At 65.5% G+C, this 16,991-nt stretch carries 15 protein-coding genes; 6 read left to right on the top strand and 9 right to left on the bottom strand.

All coding sequences use genetic code 11. The features are described 5' to 3' along the window. Positions 1-42: 42 nt before the first annotated feature. Complete coding sequence (locus tag KUV74_RS09415) at positions 43-1,563, bottom strand: NCS1 family transporter (RefSeq protein WP_231498543.1); 1,521 nt, start codon at positions 1,561-1,563, stop codon at positions 43-45. Positions 1,564-1,944: 381 nt separating this feature from the next. Here KUV74_RS09415 and KUV74_RS09410 point away from each other — a divergent pair, with 381 nt between their 5' ends. The 6 genes from KUV74_RS09410 to KUV74_RS09385 all read left to right on the top strand — a co-directional run bounded on the left by KUV74_RS09410 (position 1,945) and on the right by KUV74_RS09385 (position 8,268). Further along, positions 1,945-2,961, top strand: coding sequence for a GntR family transcriptional regulator (locus KUV74_RS09410; RefSeq protein WP_213227434.1), 1,017 nt, complete (start codon positions 1,945-1,947; stop codon positions 2,959-2,961). A 569-nt stretch (positions 2,962-3,530) separates the two neighbouring features. Beyond that, positions 3,531-4,412 carry a polysaccharide deacetylase family protein gene (locus KUV74_RS09405; RefSeq protein WP_045993136.1) on the top strand — a complete coding sequence of 294 codons (882 nt, stop codon included), beginning with the start codon at positions 3,531-3,533 and terminating at the stop codon, positions 4,410-4,412. Positions 4,413-4,473: 61 nt separating this feature from the next. Beyond that, a complete protein-coding gene (locus tag KUV74_RS09400) occupies positions 4,474-5,832 on the top strand; it encodes an MFS transporter (protein ID WP_222516205.1) in 1,359 nt (452 codons plus the stop codon). Beyond that, on the top strand, positions 5,829-6,617 hold the full coding sequence (locus KUV74_RS09395) for an SDR family NAD(P)-dependent oxidoreductase (protein ID WP_222516204.1): 789 nt from the start codon (positions 5,829-5,831) through the stop codon (positions 6,615-6,617). The genes KUV74_RS09400 and KUV74_RS09395 overlap by 4 nt, the downstream gene beginning before the upstream one ends. A gap of 100 nt (positions 6,618-6,717) precedes the next feature. Beyond that, entirely contained in the window at positions 6,718-7,458 is a 741-nt protein-coding gene (locus KUV74_RS09390) for an SDR family NAD(P)-dependent oxidoreductase (RefSeq protein WP_222516203.1), read from the top strand. Between the two features lie 21 nt (positions 7,459-7,479). Beyond that, positions 7,480-8,268, top strand: coding sequence for a hypothetical protein (locus tag KUV74_RS09385; RefSeq protein WP_222516202.1), 789 nt, complete (start codon positions 7,480-7,482; stop codon positions 8,266-8,268). 129 nt (positions 8,269-8,397) lie between these two features. Here KUV74_RS09385 and KUV74_RS09380 read toward each other — a convergent pair whose 3' ends face one another. The 8 genes from KUV74_RS09380 to KUV74_RS09345 form a co-directional block, all read right to left on the bottom strand. Further along, positions 8,398-9,405 carry a Gfo/Idh/MocA family protein gene (locus KUV74_RS09380; protein ID WP_222516201.1) on the bottom strand — a complete coding sequence of 336 codons (1,008 nt, stop codon included), beginning with the start codon at positions 9,403-9,405 and terminating at the stop codon, positions 8,398-8,400. 17 nt (positions 9,406-9,422) lie between these two features. Then, positions 9,423-10,634, bottom strand: a complete 1,212-nt coding sequence (locus tag KUV74_RS09375; RefSeq protein ID WP_222516200.1) for a Gfo/Idh/MocA family protein — start codon at positions 10,632-10,634, stop codon at positions 9,423-9,425. A gap of 84 nt (positions 10,635-10,718) precedes the next feature. After that, complete coding sequence (locus KUV74_RS09370) at positions 10,719-11,687, bottom strand: sugar phosphate isomerase/epimerase family protein (protein WP_124805061.1); 969 nt, start codon at positions 11,685-11,687, stop codon at positions 10,719-10,721. 130 nt (positions 11,688-11,817) lie between these two features. Next, complete coding sequence (locus tag KUV74_RS09365; RefSeq protein WP_124805062.1) at positions 11,818-12,822, bottom strand: sugar ABC transporter substrate-binding protein; 1,005 nt, start codon at positions 12,820-12,822, stop codon at positions 11,818-11,820. A 68-nt stretch (positions 12,823-12,890) separates the two neighbouring features. Next, positions 12,891-14,042 (bottom strand): phytanoyl-CoA dioxygenase family protein, encoded by a 1,152-nt coding sequence (locus KUV74_RS09360; protein WP_222516199.1) that lies wholly within the window; start codon positions 14,040-14,042, stop codon positions 12,891-12,893. Positions 14,043-14,054: 12 nt separating this feature from the next. Continuing rightward, the gene (locus KUV74_RS09355; RefSeq protein WP_045993145.1) at positions 14,055-14,885 is read right to left on the bottom strand and encodes an SDR family oxidoreductase; all 831 of its coding nucleotides are present in this window, start codon (positions 14,883-14,885) and stop codon (positions 14,055-14,057) included. Positions 14,886-14,900: 15 nt separating this feature from the next. Then, complete coding sequence (locus tag KUV74_RS09350) at positions 14,901-15,713, bottom strand: ATP-binding cassette domain-containing protein (RefSeq protein ID WP_045993146.1); 813 nt, start codon at positions 15,711-15,713, stop codon at positions 14,901-14,903. Further along, complete coding sequence (locus KUV74_RS09345; RefSeq protein ID WP_045993147.1) at positions 15,713-16,828, bottom strand: ABC transporter permease; 1,116 nt, start codon at positions 16,826-16,828, stop codon at positions 15,713-15,715. The genes KUV74_RS09350 and KUV74_RS09345 overlap by 1 nt, the downstream gene beginning before the upstream one ends. Between the last annotated feature and the right edge of the window lie 163 nt (positions 16,829-16,991).

Here is a 16,991-nt window from a genome sequence, read left to right as displayed (position 1 = left end):
AGCGGGTGGTGGGCGCCGCCGCGGGCGGCGCCAGACGACGACTCAGCGATCCTCGCGCTTGAGCGCGGAGTCGGGGATGTCACCGGTTTCCAGGCGTTCGAAGCGTCCCTTTTCGGTGTAGACCCAGTTGCGGCCCACCGAGGTGGCGAGGAATCGGTCGTCGTAGCCGGAGGTGATCTCCTCCTGAGGATAGCGCCGCAGCACCCAGGCTTTCATCAGTACGATATAGACCACCAGGGCCGAGCCGAAGCCTACCGCGTAGGCGTACTCGAGGAAGATCAGCGCCAAGCCGCCGCCGATGATCCAGGCGATGAGGCCGGCGGGGTTGAAGCCGCCGCTGAAGCGGAACTGGCCGTTGGGATCGTACAGCGCCGGAACGTTGAGGCGACGCCGACGCAGCAGGTAGTAGTCGGCCACCATGATGCCGCCCACCGCCGACAGCACGGCGCCGTAGTAGCTGAGGAAGGTGAACAGGTTGTTGAGGATCAGCCAGGGCATCGAGGCGGTGCCGATGATGCCGGCGATGACCAGGGCGACCGGGTAGCTGACCCTTGGCGCGCCGGCGTTGACGAAGGTCAGCGCCGCCGGGATCAGGTTGGCCGCGTTGTTGGTCGACCACTGGGCCAGGATCACCATCGCCAGCAGTGCGATCAGGGTAAGACCGCCACCTTGGCCCTGGATGACGGTGACCGGATTCCAGTCACCGGCGGCGATGAAGGACACGCCGCCGATCAGCGCGATCCAGGCCTGGGTGGCCGGCAGCGCCAGAAACTGGGCGACGAAGACGTTCTTGTTGCGCTGAAAGAAGCTACGCTCGCCACCTTTTGTCTTGAGGAAGCGGGTCAGGTTGGGGATATCCACCGCCAGCGCCGACCAGAACGCCATGTTGGCGAAGAACAGGCCGAGCGCGGCCACATTCTGGTCGCCGACGAAGGTCCAGATATTGATGCCCTGGGTCTCGGCGAGCACGTCGAGGGTGAAGTACATCCACACCGAGATGGCCACGATGCAGGGGGCGGCGATCGACGCCAGCAGTTCCACCGCGCGGATGCCCAGGGCGGTGTTGACTATCTGGACCACGGCAAACAGCACATACCACAGGATCCAGTTGTCCAGGCCCCACAGGTACTCGACGATGCCGTTCAGGGCCAGCGCCCCCAGGTAGGTCTGCACGCCGAACCAGATGGCGGCCACCACCCCGCGGGATACCGCCGGCAGGTGGGTGCCCTTGAGGCCGAAGGGCGCGCGCAGGTAGACCGCGAACGACAGTCCATGTTCGGTACCGATGTCGGCGGTCAGGCTCATCACCACACCGAGTACCAGATTGGCCAGAAAGATGATGGCGACGACCTGAATCAGCGGGAGTCCGGCGACCCCGCCGGCACCCAGTTGGAAGGTGGCGATGATCACCGCCATGCCGATCCATAGCCAGATGAAACCGAAAAAGCCGATGGTGCGTTGATTCAGCCAGACCGGCAGGATCGCCGCTTCCAGCAGGTGGTCGCCGCTGTCGCGGGCTGCCGCCGAAGTGGCGGGGGTGGGGGCGTCTTGTGGTGTGGCCACGGGAGCGCTCCTTGAATGTCGTTGGTTGTTGTTGGAGGCGATAGCGACGTCGGACGAAGAGATATCTCCGTTTCGCATAAATGCAGTATGGATACAAAAATCATTTTTTGGCAAGGACCGTCCTGCGCCTTAAGCCGCATAGGGGCCGAGGGCAATCTGTAATAGGCTGTTTTCCGGTAAAAAGGCTTTTTTGTGTTCGTGCAGACGGGCATGGATCTTGTGAAGTTGGCAACAAACGTCATTTCCGAGTGGCTCGAAAGGGTCCTGAAGAGGTGTCAAGATGGGCGCTTGTTGCCCGGCTGCCGGGCCTTGGATCGTGGCTGCCGGACATCGGTGGCGTGTAAGCGAGAGGTCAGGTGATTGGACGTCAGGGAGGAACGGGTGCTGAGTACGCCAGCTAGGTCGAGGCAGGAGGGCAGTCGCGCCCCCCGCTACGCGCTGATCCAGGATTCACTGCGAGAAGCCATCGAGTCGGGACGGGTGCCGCCCAATCAGGTGTTGCTGGAAGGGCCTATCGCACGGCTGTTCGGCACCAGTCGTGGGCCGGTGCGCAAGGCGCTGGAGCTTTTGCACCAGCAGGGCCTGATCAGCCGCTTTGAAGGGCGCGGCTTTCTGGCGACACCCGATCCCGAGGCGGTGGAGCCGGCGCGGGAGGCGCTGACCCCTGAGCGTCTTGGTCTCGGCATCGATGAGTCACCGGTGGTGGATACCCGTCCGGCGGCCGAGCGCATCCACGCCGAGGTCGAGGAGGCGGTGGCCACCTGTCTGGCGTTTGGTCACTTCCGCATCGTCGAGACCAGCCTCAGCGATTACTACGGTGTCAGCCGCACCGTGGCGCGAGAGGTGCTGGGACGGCTGCGCAGCCAACGGCTGATCGAGAAGGATCGCCACTCCCATTGGCTGGCGGGGCCGCTGACCGCCCAGGCGGTGGCCGAGGACTACGAGATTCGAGTGCTGCTGGAGCCGGCGGCGCTCAAGGCCTCCGGCCCGCTGATCGAGCGCGAGGAGCTCGAGCTGATGCGCGACCGGGTGCAGCGACTGATCGACCACCCCGAGCAGCAGTCTGCCGCGACCATCGCTCGACTCGAACGTGACCTGCACCAGGGTTGCCTGCGCCACTACCGCAATCGCAAGGCCGGCGAGATGATTGCCCAGAGCCAGTTGCCGGTCATCGTCAATCGCATGTTCTTCCAGACGCTGGGGGTTCCTCGGGACGAGCCCCTGTTGATGGAGCACAAGCTGGTGATCGATCACCTGCTGTTTGGCGCCTTCGACGCCGCCGCCTCGAGTCTGCAGTCCCACCTCCAGGCGGCTGCCGAGCGCACCCGCCGTCGGCTCAAGGTGCTGTCGGTGTTCCCCGAACCCGACCTTCCCCCCTACCTTCAGCGTATCGTCTGACGCAAGCGCAGGGCGCAAGGCGAGCGTCAGCGCCGCCTTGCCCTCCGTCCTCGGTATGTTCCTTTGTTTCCGGTCTCTTGCCTTTCGCGTCCTTTCCTCAAGTCTAGCGGTCGGCCTGCCACAGGCCGGTGTGCTGTCCTGTCCCCCCCCCCTGGTCTAGAAGTAAAAAATGTCAGTTGGATACCGCGCCCATAAAAAATGACGTTTTATTCGATCGGCATTTTTAGGACTCGTCTGTTCTCACCCATTGGTCGAAGAAGGTTTGCACTTTTGGCTGTTGCTGAAAGCCTGAATGGTCGGCCTTGTATCGCCAGCCTTGCCTGTAACCGGGCCTGATTCGCAGGTTTTGGTCATTGGCGAGCGTCGCGGCGCGCTGCTCTGTGCCTGAAATCTCCGTCTTGACAAAAATGACCTTTGTATCCAGTCTTCAATTGATGGCGGTCGACACAACCGCTGACGCCGCAGGACCGATGGCACGTCGGTAGTCCAGCAAGCGCACGACCGACACCAGGGCCAGTGGCGCCACCGCAAGCCCCAACAAGACCAAGCAACAAGACGAGGTGTTCAAGATGGCGAAGAAAGAGATTCTCTGTGCATTTGGTGTCGACGTGGACGCCGTGGCCGGCTGGCTCGGTTCCTACGGTGGCGAGGACTCCCCCGACGATATCTCCCGCGGCCTGTTCGCCGGCGAGGTCGGTGCACCGCGCCTGCTCAAGCTGTTCGAGCGCTACAACCTGAAGACCACCTGGTTCATTCCTGGCCACAGCATCGAGACCTTTCCCGAGCAGATGAAGGCGGTGGTCGACGCCGGTCACGAGGTCGGGGTCCACGGCTACAGCCACGAGAACCCCATCGCCATGACCCGCGAGCAGGAACGCGACGTGCTCGACTACAACATCGAGCTGGTGACCCAGCTGTCGGGCAAGCGGCCGACCGGCTATGTGGCGCCCTGGTGGGAATTCAGCCCGGTGACCAACGAGCTGCTGCTCGAGCGTGGCATCAAGTACGACCACAGCCTGATGCACAACGACTTCCACCCCTACTATGTGCGCGTCGGTGACTCCTGGACCAAGATCGACTACTCCAAGCCGGCCAAGGAGTGGATGAAGCCGCTGGTGCGTGGCGAAGAGACCGACCTGATCGAGATCCCGGCCAACTGGTACCTCGACGACCTGCCGCCGATGATGTTCATCAAGAAGTCCCCCAACAGTCATGGCTTCGTCAGCCCGCGCCAGCTGGGCGAGATGTGGCAGGACCAGTTCGACTGGGTCTACCGCGAGAACGACTACGCGGTGTTCACCATGACCATCCACCCCGACGTCTCCGGCCGTCCTCAGGTGCTGATGATGCTCGAGCGACTGATCGAGCATATGCAGAGCCACGAAGGCGTGCGTTTCTGCACCTTCGACGAGATCGCCGACGATTTCGCCAGCCGCCATCCACGCGGCTGAACGCGCCATCGCGCCTCCCCTGACAACCACACCACAACGATAACGAAAGAGGGTGACGTCAATGACCGAGCCAACCCAAACCACGCCCTCCGAGGCCCGTCCCGACGCGGATGAGCCCTGGAACGCTGTCATCACCAAGAAACAGATCGGCTACGCCTCGCTGGTCTGCTTTATCGCCTGGGTGGCGTCGGTCTACGACTACACCTTGTTCGGCACCCTGCTACCGGTCATCGCCGAGGACTTCGGCTGGACGACCGCCAAGGCCACCGCCATCAACACCTGGGCCACCATCGGGGTGTTCCTGGTATCGCTGGTGGTCGGCACCATGCTCGATCGCTTTGGCCGCAAGAAGACGCTGATCCTGCTGGTGATCGGCGGTGCCGTCAGTTCCGGCCTGTCCGGTATCGCCATCGGCGCTGCCTCGATGGTGATCATTCGCGCTTTTTCTGGCTTTGCGGTCTCCGAAGAGGTGGTCAACGCCGTCTATCTCAACGAGATCTACAAGAAGGCCAAGGGTCGCGGTTTCATGTACAGCCTGGTGCAGAGTGGCTGGCCGGTCGGTGCCCTGCTGGCCGCCGGCATGACCTCGCTGCTGCTGCCGATCGTCGGCTGGCGCGGCAGCTTCTTCGTCGCCGCCTGCGCCTCGATCATCGTCATCGTGATGGCGGTCAAGCTGCCCGAGTCGCCGGTGTTCGCCGCGATCAAGGAGGTCGAGCGGCGGCGCAAGGCGGGTGACGCCGAGGGTGCGGCCCAGCTTGCCGCCGAGCACGACGTCGAGGTCAATACCGGCAGCAACCTGGGCCTCAAGGGCGTGTTTGCGCCGGAACTGCGTCGTCACACCATCTCGCTGTCGCTGGTCTGGCTGTTCAGCTGGATGGCGATCCAGGTGTTCGCGGTACTGGGCACCACGGTGCTGGTAGAGGCCAAGGGCGTCAGCTTCGAAAGCTCGCTGTACGTGCTGATCCTGGCTAATGCCGTGGGCTTTGTCGGTTACCTCAGCCACGGCTGGGTGGGCGACCGCATCGGTCGGCGCAACACCGTGCTGATGGGCTTTCTGCTCGGTGGCGTCGCCAGCATCCTGATGCTGCTGGGTCCGGCCAGCGACGGTTTCGTCTACCTGATGTACGCCGTCACCCTGTTCTTCCTGCTCGGTCCGTTCGCCGCCATCCTGTTCTACATGGGTGAATCCTTCCCGCCCCATGTACGTGGCACCGGGGCCAACGTGGCCCACGTCATGGCGCCGGTGGGGGCCATCGTCGGCTCCGGGCTGGTGTCGGTGCTGTTGAGCGCGGGCGTCAGCATGACCTGGTCGGCGATCCTGGCGGGTTCGCTGCCGCTGGTGCTCAGTGGACTTTTGATGTTCGGCACCCGTCATGTGGACCATCGTGAACACGACACCCTCGAGGAGGCGGTGGCATGAGTGCTCTGACACGCGACGATGGCCTGGCCGGCAAGGTCGCCATCATCTCCGGTGCCGCAAGCGGCATCGGCCAGGCGCTGGCGGTCAGCTACGCCAGGGCCGGCGCCAAGGTGGTTGCCGGCTACTACCCCGGCGACCCCCATGACGTCGAGACGACCGTCTCGGCGGTGGCCGATGCCGGTGGCGAGTGTGTGGCGGTGGCGCTGGACGTGCGCGACGGCGCCCAGTGTGACGCCCTTGCCCAGGCCGCCATCGAGCGCTTCGGGAGGCTCGATATTGCGGTGGCCGGCGCCGGCATCCTGCGTCAGGCAGCGCTCAAGGATCTGACCGACGACGCCTGGAACGACATGCTGTCGGTGGACCTGACCGGCGTGATGCGGATATTTCGCAGCGCGGCGCGGGTGATGACGGGGCCTGGCGCCATGGTCGCGGTGTCGTCCATCGCCGGCGGCGTCTATGGCTGGGACGAGCACGCCCACTACGCCACCGCCAAGAGCGGGCTGATGGGCCTGGTCCGGTCGCTGGCGGTGGAGCTAGCCCCCCGGGGCATCCGCGTCAACACCTTGATCCCCGGGCTGATCGAGACCCCGCAGTCACTGGACCCGGTCAACTCCCTGGGCCCGGATGGCCTTGCCGCCGCAGGCAAGGTGATCCCCGCCGGCCGGGTCGGCCACGCCGACGAGGTCGCTCGCACGATACGTTTTCTGACCAGTGACGACGCCTCCTACGTGACCGGCCAGCAACTGATCGTGGACGGCGGCTTGACCGTGCGCTGGCCGAGCTGAGGCCAGCCGTCAAGGCGCCGGCCAAGGCGCATCCAAGCCAGCGACGCGAGGCGAGGGCGGCGGCCCTCGCCTCGTGCCCCCAGCGAGTGGAGAGAACCCCATGTCACAGAAACTTCAGGGCAAGGTTGCCCTGGTGGTGGGCGGCGCCAGCGGTATCGGCCGTGCCATCGCCAACCTGTTCCACGCCGAAGGTGCCACCGTTGCGGTGGCCGACCTCAACGCCGATGCCTGTGATCAGGTGGCCCACGCGCTGCGCGCCCGGGTCAGCACCCATCGGGTCGATGTTTCCGACGAAGCCTCGGTGAAGGCCATGGTCGATGAGGTGATCAGCACCCACCAGGTGATCGACGTGCTGGTCAACAGCGCCGGCATCCTCGACGAGACGCCGTTTCTCGAGATGACCAGCGAGACCTTCGACCGCATGATCGGCATCAACCTGCGCGGGGTCTTTCTGGTCAGCCGCGCGGTGGCCCCGCATATGGTCGAGCGCAAGGCCGGGCGGATCATCAATGTTGCCTCGCAGCTGGCGCTCAAGGGCGGCATGGGGCTGTCCCACTACTGCGCCGCCAAGGCCGGCGTGCTGGGGCTGACCAAGTCCATGGCGCGGGAGCTGGCACCTTTCAACGTGCTGACCAATGCCATCGCGCCTGGCCCCATCCTGACCCCGATGCTCGAGGGACTGAGCCCGGAATGGATCGCCGACAAGGAGGCGGAATTGCCGCTCGGACGCTTCGGCAGGGCCGAGGAAGTGGCGCCTTCGGCGCTGATGCTGGCGGCGTCTCCGGATGGCGACCTGTACCTGGGCCAGACCCTCGGTCCCAACAGCGGCGACGTGATGTAGCGGCCAGACAGGAGTCCGTGAATGCTCACCCTGCTGCTGGTCAAGTGGCTGTCCACCGCCCTGGTAGTGATCGGCGTGTCGGTGGCGGTGGTGCGCCTGGGGCCTCGCCTGGGCGGGGTGCTGGCCGGCACCCCGATCGTGCTGGGCCCCGGCTACTTCTTCATGCTGGGCGAGCAGCCCGGCGCCTTCGTTGCCGAGGCGGCGCTGGGCTCGCTGCACGCGATGTTCGCGACCCTGACGTTCTGTCTGGCGTATGTGCTGCTGGCGGGGCGGCAGGGCGCGCTGGCGGCTGTCGCCCTGGCCGCCGTGCTATGGCTGCCGGTGGCGGCGCTGGCTGCCGTCTTGCCAGGCGGCACGGGTCTCGCGCTGGTGCTGTTCATCGCTTGCCTGGCCCTGGCGATGCGGCTGATGCGCGCGCTGGGCTTGTCGCGGACGGCGGTGTCGGCGCCGCTAGTCTGGGCCGACCTGCTGATACGCGGCACCCTGGCCGGGGGCATCGTGTGTCTGGCGACCGTGGTGCTGGCGGATATCGCCCCGGCGCTGTCCGGCGTCGCCCTGAGCTTCCCCATCGGCATGCTGACCATCGCCCTGACCCTGCACCAGCGCTACGGCGCCGAGGTCGCCCGGGCCACCCTGGCCGACACCCAGCTTGGCATGCTCAGCCTGGTGGCCTTCAGCGCCGTCCTTGCGGCAACCGCCGCCCATCTTTCCCCCGTGCTGTCCTTTGGCCTCGCCCTGGCTGCCTCGCTGGCCACCAGTAGCGCCCTGTGGGCGTGGCAAAGGCGCCTGCACAGCCCTCGTCACGCGTGAGACCGGAAGGGGGGCGCGCGCCCCGCCCGGGCTCTTGTCGGGCCTTGCTCCAGGCAAGGTGCGATGAACCAAAAAAAAACCCGCCGTAGCGGGGAAATGCCTCACGAATATCGCTACTGCGCTACTGCGCTACTGCGCTACTGCGGCCCAGCCGCCGCTGTCGACCGAGGCGAAGATGGCGTCGATCACCCTGAGATTGGCGATGGAATCCTCCAGCCCATAGAGCCCGACCTCCTCACCGCGCAGGGCGCGGCAGAAACGACTGACCTCCTGTTCGTACTGGTCCATGGGCGGGAAGGTTTCCGTCCTGGGGTCGCTCTGATAGAGGTCGAAGACGTTGTCGTGAACCACCCGGGTCGGGCGCTCGACCGGAGCGATAAAAGGCTCTGGCAGATCGATGGCACCTTGGCTGCCGACGATGTGCAGGTGCTGGGCGGCACTGGTGGCGGTGGAGACCATCAGGCTGGCGTGGCGCCCCTCGCCGTAGTCGAGCAGCACGCTGGCGACGACGTCCACGCCATGTTCCGGGTCGCGGCTTGCGTGGGCCATCACCCGCCGGGGTTCGCAGCCAAAGGCGAAGCGAGTCGCCATGGCCGCGTAGCAGCCGACATCATAGAGCGCGCCACCGCCGAACTCCGGGCGCATGCGGTAGTTGCCGGGGTCGTCGAGACCGAAGGTGAGCATGGCCTGAACCATGCGGATGTCGCCATAGTCGCCGGCCTTGATGCGCTCCTTGACCGCCAGCCAGCGCGGCTGGTGGCGCACCATGAAGGCCTCGCAGAACAACAGTCCCGGCGGCACCCTGAGGCTCGCCGCCTGTTCGGCGGTAAGCGCGAGGGGCTTTTCGCACAGCACGTGCTTGCCCTTGTCCAGCGCCTTCTGGGCCAGCTCGATATGCAGATGGTTGGGCAGCGGGATGTAGACCGCCTCCACCTCCGGGTCGTCGAGCACCGCTTCGTAGCTTGCGTAGGCGCGCGGAATATCCATCTCGTCGGCAAACGCCTGGGCCGATTCCTGGTTGCGTGAGCCCACCGCCAGAACCTCGGCGTGGGCGCTCGCGCGCATCGCCGGTATCAGCTTGATGCGCGCAATATTGGCGGTGGAGAGGATGCCCCAGCGTACCGGTGCGTCGATCATGGTCGGGTTCCTTGCGGTCAGGGTGTGAGTTGTGCGGATGAGCGCTGCTGGGGGGCGGGCACCGATACCCAGCGACGCTCCTGGCAGGAGACGTCGATGGCGGTGAGGATATTCTGGTTGTGGCGGCCGAAGGCGAAGTCGGGGAAGCAGCCGGCAGATGAGGCGATGCCCTGGACCAGGTCGTGGACCTCGATCACCTTGACGTCGAAGTAGCCGATGCCGCCACCGCCGTAGTCGAACGGAAAGAAGGCGCGGAACTGCGGCACCTGGGAGCCCGCCAGCAGGGTCTTGAAGCCGCGATCCTCACGCCGGTCGGCGTAGCGGAAGAGCTTGAGCTCGTTGAAGCGCTCGCCGTCCATCACCAGGGTGCCCTCGCTGCCGCTGACCTCCCAGCCGATGCCGAAGACCTTGCCGGCGGCCACCCGAGAGCTTTCGATCACGCCGCCGGCACCACTGGCGAAACGCACCAGCGCCTGGGTCTGGTCGTCGTTCTCGACCTCGCGACGCTCGGCGCCTGCGGTCGCCTTGCTGGCGTAGCCGGCACCCTCGCCGGCTCCATCCACCACGGGCCGGGTCGCAAACAGGATCTGGCTCTGGGCGCAGACCTCCTCGATATCGCCCATCAGGAACTGGGCGACGCTGATGGTGTGGGCGCCCAGATCGCCCAGCGACCCGGTGCCGGCCTGCTGGCGCGAACAGCGCCAGGACCAGGGCAGCTCGGGATCGTTGAAGAAGCCCTGGTCGAAGGTGCCGCGAAAGCGTATCGGTGTGCCGATGGCACCCTCGTCGATCAGCCGCCTGGCGAGCAGGGCCGCCGGCGTCTTGATGTTGTTGAAGGCGACCATGGTCTTGACCCCGCGGGCGCGGGCCGCCTCGGCCATCTTCGCCGCCTGGTCATCGTTCATGGCCAGGGGCTTTTCGCAGTAGACGTGCTTGCCATGGTCGATGGCGGCCATCGCCATGTCGAAGTGCAGGGCGTTGGGCGAGGTGATGTCCACCACCTCCACCTGCGGGTCGGCGACCAGCTCCCGCCAGTCGCCGTAGGCGCGCTCGACGTCCAGCCGTTCGGCGGCGGCCCTGGCGGCCTGATCGCCCTGGTCGGCGATGGCGACCAGGCGAGGACGCAGCGGCAGATCATGGTAAAGGGTGCGGGCACGGCGATAGGCATCGGCGTGGGCCTGACCCATGAAGCCGCTACCGATCAGGCCAATGTTGAGCGCCTTGGGCATTCGCTTGTCTCCGCTGGTGGGCCACGTCGGTCACGTCGGCCGGGGATGGTGAGGCTGGTCGAGCCGGGCGATCACCGGCGTGGCCTAGTTGGCGTTGGGCAGCTCGTAGTCGGGCTTTTCGCTGGGCATGCAGGCGCGCAGCAGTTCCACCGAGCGCACCACGCCCTCCCGGCGCGACAGGTTGATATCCTCGTGCTCGATGCTCAGCACGCCGTCCTGGTAGCCCCCGGCCTGCAGCCAGTAGCAGAAGTCCTTCCACCACTCGAGTTTCTGGCCGTAGCCTAGGGTCACGTAGGACCAGCCGCGATCACGGAAATCGCCCATGGGCTGGTTATCCAGACGGGAGGTCAGGCCCACCGCCGCCGGGTTGAGCGCGGTGTCCTTGGCGTGAACATGGTAGATGTGGCGGGCGTAGCGCTGGACCACCTCGATGGGATCGGCGCCCATCCACAGAAGGTGGCTGGGATCGAAGTTGAGGCCGACGATGTCGCCGATCTCGCCATGCAGGCGCAGGAAGCCCGGCAGGTTGTAGACCAGCTGGTTGCCATGCATCTCCAGGCATAGTTCACGAATGCCTTCGCCGCGGGCGTGGTCGGCCAGCTTGCGCCAGTAGGGCAGCGCGACCTCGTTCCACTGGTAGTCGAGCATCTGGGCGGTTTCCGGTGGCCAGGCGGCGGTCACCCAGTTGGGGAAACGGTCATCCGGGCCACCGCCAGGCAGGCCCGACATCAGATTGACCCGGGGCACCTCGAAGTGACGGGACAGCGCGATGGCCTGCTCGACCACCCTGTGCTGGCGCTCGCCGTCGGTGGGGTGCAGCGAGTTGCCGTTGGCGTTGAAGGCGGAAATCGTGACGCCATGGTGGGCGAGCCTGGCCTTGAGGTCCTTGCGCGCGGCGTCGCTGTCGAGCAGTGCAGCGGCGTCGAGGTGGGGCGAGTCCGACCAGTTGCCGATGGAAAATTCCACGCACTCGATGCCCTGTTCGGCGCAGAAGGCGAGCAGGTCGTCCAGTGACATATTGGCCAGGCTGTCGGTGACGAGGCCGATTTTCATATGATGCTCCTGTCAAGCGAACCCGCCCATGAAGGGCGGGCGAGGTGTGGATGGTCAGTACCGACAAGGCCTGCTCGGTGAGTCGCCGGCCTTGCCATGGTGGCGGATGGCCATTGGATGAGGTGGCCGCTTAGCGATAGCCCTGCTGAGTCAGCTCGATGACCTGTTCAGCGTTTTCCTGGGTGATGAAGTTTGGCCCGGTCTGGATATTGTTGGTGGGCTTGAGGCCGTAGCGGTTGTACAGCGCCAGCGAGATGATCGGCAGGTAGCCCTGAAGGTACTGCTGCTGATCCATGGCGAACAGCATCTCGCCATCGCGAACCGCTTCCAGTGTCTCTGCGGACAGGTCGAAGGTGGCGAAGGCGATCTGGCCCATGGCGCCCTGACTACGGAATTCGTTGATCAGCGGGTCGGTGGCCAGCGATCCCAGGCTCAGCACGCCGTCGGTGTCCGGGCTCGAGTTGAGGTGGGCAAGCACGGCATTGGTGATGGCGGTGGGATCCTGGGTGGTGGAGATCTGTTCGGCACTGCCGTCGAAGGCGTCGGTAAAGCCCTTGCAGCGGGCATCAAGCTGCGACTGGCCGGGGGCGAAGTTGATACAGATGGGGCTCTCGACGCCGGCTTCCTTCATGCGCTCACCGGCCATCTTGCCCGCGCGGTACTCGCTCTGACCGACATAGTTGAGTGCGCCGATCTCACCGGCGATCTCTTCGCCGGTGTTGAGCACCACCACCGGAATGCCGGCGGCGATGGCCTCGCGCACCGGCTCGGCGAAGGCGCTGGCATCGGGCATGGTCAGCGCCAGGCCATCGGGTTGGGTGGCAATCGCCTGCTCGATCATCCTCAGCATCTGGGAGGTGTCGTACTGGGCCGGAGAGTTATAGAGAAGCTCCACTCCCATCTCCTCGGCGGCATCCTCGAAACCGCGCTTGAGAACGTTGCCGAAGGGGTCCGCCGCGACGATATGGGTGATCGCCACGAACTTCAGCGGGTCGGCGTCCTGGGCAACGGCCGCCTGGCTCGCCGACAGCGCCATGGCGCCAGCGACCAGGGCGCCGGTGATGGCTCTGGAGAACGGATTGGGGCGCTTGATCCCGGTGTGTGTTGCGCTGGTCTTGTCGGTGGTCTTGCTCATGGCTGTACTCCGATTGTTGTTGGTGTTGCGGGTGATCGTGCTCAGGGGTGTCACGTTGATGCAGCGATTCAGGCGCGTCGGTCCTGCGCCATCCGGTCGAGTGCCCGGTCCAGGCGGTCGGCGTCCCAGTCTTCGTCCAGGGCCTGTGTCAGCAACTCGCATTGGCTCTGGGGGGCCAACCCGCCCTGGGGTGGGGTGCGATCAAGATTGGCCGGGAACGGGTAGGCCTCGGCCAGGGCGGTCACACCTGCGCGGATCGCCGCTGTCCAGCCATCGCGCTGGAAGCGGGCCTTTAGCGCGGCAAAGCCGGCGCGCACCAGGCGGGTGTTGTCGACGCTCTCCATGGCACGGCCAAAGGCCGAGGAGATCTGCAGCAGGTTGGCCATGCGCCGCAGGTCCTGGCTGTCGTTGTCGCCCGCGGCGTGAAACAGCGCCGGGTTGAAGAACAGGCCGTCGCCCTTGGTCAGCGGTAGCTGAACGCGATGGCGGGCGAACACCTGCTGGAAGGCCGGGTCGCGGTAGGCCAGATAGCCTTCCGGGTAGCGCTGGGAGTGAGGCAACAACTGGGTTGGCCCGCTTTCCAGCGGCATGTCGTCGTGGGCCACGGCGCCCTGCAGCGTCAGGTGTTGTGAGGCGACCTGCAGCGACAGCGGGTAGCCCAGCGCCTGTGCTTCGCTCAGAAAACCCAGGTGATAGTCGCGATGAGGCAACTGAGCACGACCGCCCGGTTTGACCACGTTGACCTGGGAGGTGATCTGGTAGCCCGGGCCAAGCCAGGCCTCGGCTACCAGTGCCAGCACCGGATTGGCGTAGTAGTCGACGAAACCTTCCGGATCGGCCTCGCCGTGCTTCTGGAAGGCATTCCACAGGCGATCATTGGCACCCGGCGCAGCAAAATGGTCGCCCTGCTGGCCGTGTCCCCGTTCAGCTTCGATCAGCGCAAGAAAGCTCTCGCTGGCGCGGTCCACCGTGGTCCGCTCCATCATCCCGGTGATCGCGAGCACCCCGGGACCGTCCAGCAGGCAGTGATGCCACTCGTCAAGCAGCCTGCGCCGCCGCTGCGGGTCGGCGAGACAGTCAAGGGCATGGCTTGCGCGGTAGAGCGGAATGCCGGAGACGATGCGCTCGGCCTGGGGCAGCGCTTCGGCATTGGTCGTCGATTGGACCAGGGCCTCGAAGGCGGCCACATCCAGCTGGGTTCGATCGATGAAATGCTCCACCGTCTGTCCTCCTCAGTCAGGCCAGCGCATGGCGGCGGGCGGCTGCGGCGCGCTGTCGTGACAGCCCAGCACGCTCTGGTCCATGTCGACGATGGTCCCGGTCATCATTCCCGAGGCGTCGCTGGCCAGGAAGGCCACCGCGCTGGCGACCTCCTCAGGCTCCAGCAGGCGCCCCATCGGCTGCGCGCGGGCGGCCGCTTCCAGCCAGTTATCCTCGGCGCCGTGGGTATCCGTCTGGATGCGGTGTTCGCCCGGGGTGTTCATCCAGCCGATGTTGAGGCCGTTGACGCGGATGCGATTGCGCAGCAGCGAGTAGGCGGCGTTGCGGGTCAGGGTGGCCAGCGCCCCCTTGCTGCCGCTGTAGGCGCAGATAAAGGGCTGGCCGCCGTGGCCGGACATGCTGAGGATGTTGACCACGCGGCCTTCGATACCGTCGCGGATCATTCGCCGCGCAGCTTCCTGCATCAGGAAGAAGGGCGCCTTGGTGTTGACCGCGAACAGTCGGTCGTAGGCGGCCTCGTCGGTGTCGAGCAGGGTGCCGCGCTCGGTGTTGCCGGCGCAGTTGATCAGCATGTCGATGCGCCCGAAGGCCTCGTCGGCCTGGGCCACCAGCCGGCGGCAGTCGTCGACCCGGGTCATGTCGGTGGGCACGAACAGCACCTTGGCGTCCTCACCCAGACCCTCGAGCTCGCGAGCCAGGGCTTCACCCTTGTCCCGCTGGCGCCCGCAGATGACCAGGCCGGACAGGCCACGACCCAGCAGGTGGCGAGCCACCGCCTCGCCCAGTCCCTGGGTGGAACCGGTGACGATGGCCACCTGACCTTTGAATGAACGATCTTGCATGGAAACTCTCCCTGTTCAGGCCGCCTGGCCGTTGCCGTCGGCGCGCTGAAATTCGGCAAGCTCGGCGTCCAGGCTCTCGAGCTCGGCGCCACCGGCCATCATGTTGAGCACTTCCTCACGGCTGACCTCGTCCTTGCGGAAGGTGCCGAAGCTGGAGCCGCGCTTGAGGATGGTGAAGGCGTCACCCACCGGATAGGCGTGGTGCACGTTGTGGGTGATGAAGATGACCGCCAGGCCATCGGCGCGGGCCTTGGCGATGTAGCGCAGCACCACCGAGGCCTGCTTGACCCCGAGCGCCGAGGTGGGCTCGTCGAGGATCAGCACCTTGGCGCCGAAGTACACCGCCCGGGCGATGGCTACGCACTGGCGCTCGCCGCCGGAAAGGGTGCCGACCGGCTGAGCCGGATCGCGCACATCGATACCGATCTTGGCCATCTCTTCCTTGGCGACGCGATCGGCGAACGTCCAGTCGACCCGACGGGTCGGTCCCCAGCCCCTGGTGGGCTCGCGGCCCATGAAGAAGTTTCGGGTGATCGACATCAGCGGGATCATCGCCAGATCCTGGAAGACCGTGGCGATGCCGGCGTCGAGGGCATCCGAGGGCGAGCTGAAGTGGGCCTCCTTGCCGTCGACCAGGAACTCGCCGTGGGTCGGTACGTGGACCCCCGAGAGGGTCTTGATCAGGGTCGACTTGCCGGCGCCGTTGTCACCGAGCAGGCACATGACCTCGCCGGAGTGAACCTTCATGGAGATGCCGCTCAGGGCGATCACGCTGCCGAAGTGCTTGGCTACGTCGCGCATTTCGATCATCGGGACGGGAGCGTTCATTACTTGGCCTCCAGCGCCTTGCGACGCACGTAGTTGTTGAACAGCACCGCGATCAGCAGCATCGCGCCGAGGAATACCTGGAACCAGTCGGTGTTGACGCCGGTATAGAAGATACCCATCTGCACCATGCCGAAGATCAGCGCACCGAAGCTGGCGCCGATGGCGGAGCCATAGCCACCGGTGAGCAGGGCGCCGCCGATGACCACCGCGATGATCGCCTCGAGCTCCTTGAGGATGCCGCGGATGGAGTCGGCCGAGCCGGTGTCCATCACCTGCAGGGCTGCGAACACGCAGGCGGCGAAGGCGGTGAACATGAACAGCACGATCTTGACCAGATTGACCGGGACACCGACGTTGCGTGCCGCTTCCTTGTCGCCGCCGCAGGCGAAGATCCAGTTGCCGAAGCGGGTGAACAGCAACACCCAGGTGGCCAGCGCGGTCAGGCCGAGCCACCACACGATGGAGACCGGGATGCCGCTGACGGTGGGATTGCCGGCGAAGTTGGTACCGATTACGCCGATCTCGGACAGCCAGAGGAAGAAGCCCTCGCCGACCTCTCCGCTGAACAGCGCCGCGAACCAGTCGTTGCCGATGACGTCATGGACCCCGCCGATCTGGGTGCGATCCGCCATCAGGCGGGGAATGCCGATAGCCACCCCGCGCAGGATGAACAGAAAGCCCAGGGTGACGATAAAGGATGGCAGTCCGGTCTTGACCACCAGCCAGCCGTTCAGGGCGCCGATCGCCAGGGCGCAGCCGAAGGCGAAGGACAGCGCCGCCCAGATGGGCCAGCCGTACTGCACCGCGGGGATGGCGATCAACATGCCGGCGAAGCCGATCATCGAACCGATCGACAGGTCGAACTCGCCACCGATCATCAACAGCGCCGCCGCCACGGCCAGGATGCCGAGCTGGGCAGAGACTTCGAGGAAGTTGATCACCCCGGCGCCGGAGAACATGCCGGTGCCCGAGGCAACCAGGGCGAAGAACACGATGACCAGCAGGGCGCCGGCGACGGAGCCGAACTCCGGTCGGTGCAGGGCTTTCTTCAGCGGACTGACGTGGGCAAGACGCTCGTCCTTATCTTGGCTGGTGGGAGAGGCGGTGGTGCTCATGGTGACTCCTTGTGAGGGTCGTCTTGTTGTAGGGGCGGAGATGTCCGCGGTGGTGATGGACGGGTTTCGAACTCGCGGACAGATGTTTCGATTCGTCGTGTTATGAAATGTAGATTCCAAGGGAAAAATTAACAATTCAAAAATTCTATACTTTGGTCTATGC

It is taken from the genome of Halomonas sp. DP1Y21-3 (assembly GCF_019801245.1).
Classification (GTDB): Bacteria; Pseudomonadota; Gammaproteobacteria; order Pseudomonadales; family Halomonadaceae; genus Halomonas; species Halomonas litopenaei.
The sequence above is the reverse complement of the archived record's forward strand: the minus strand, read 5'-3'. Positions and strand labels throughout refer to the sequence as shown.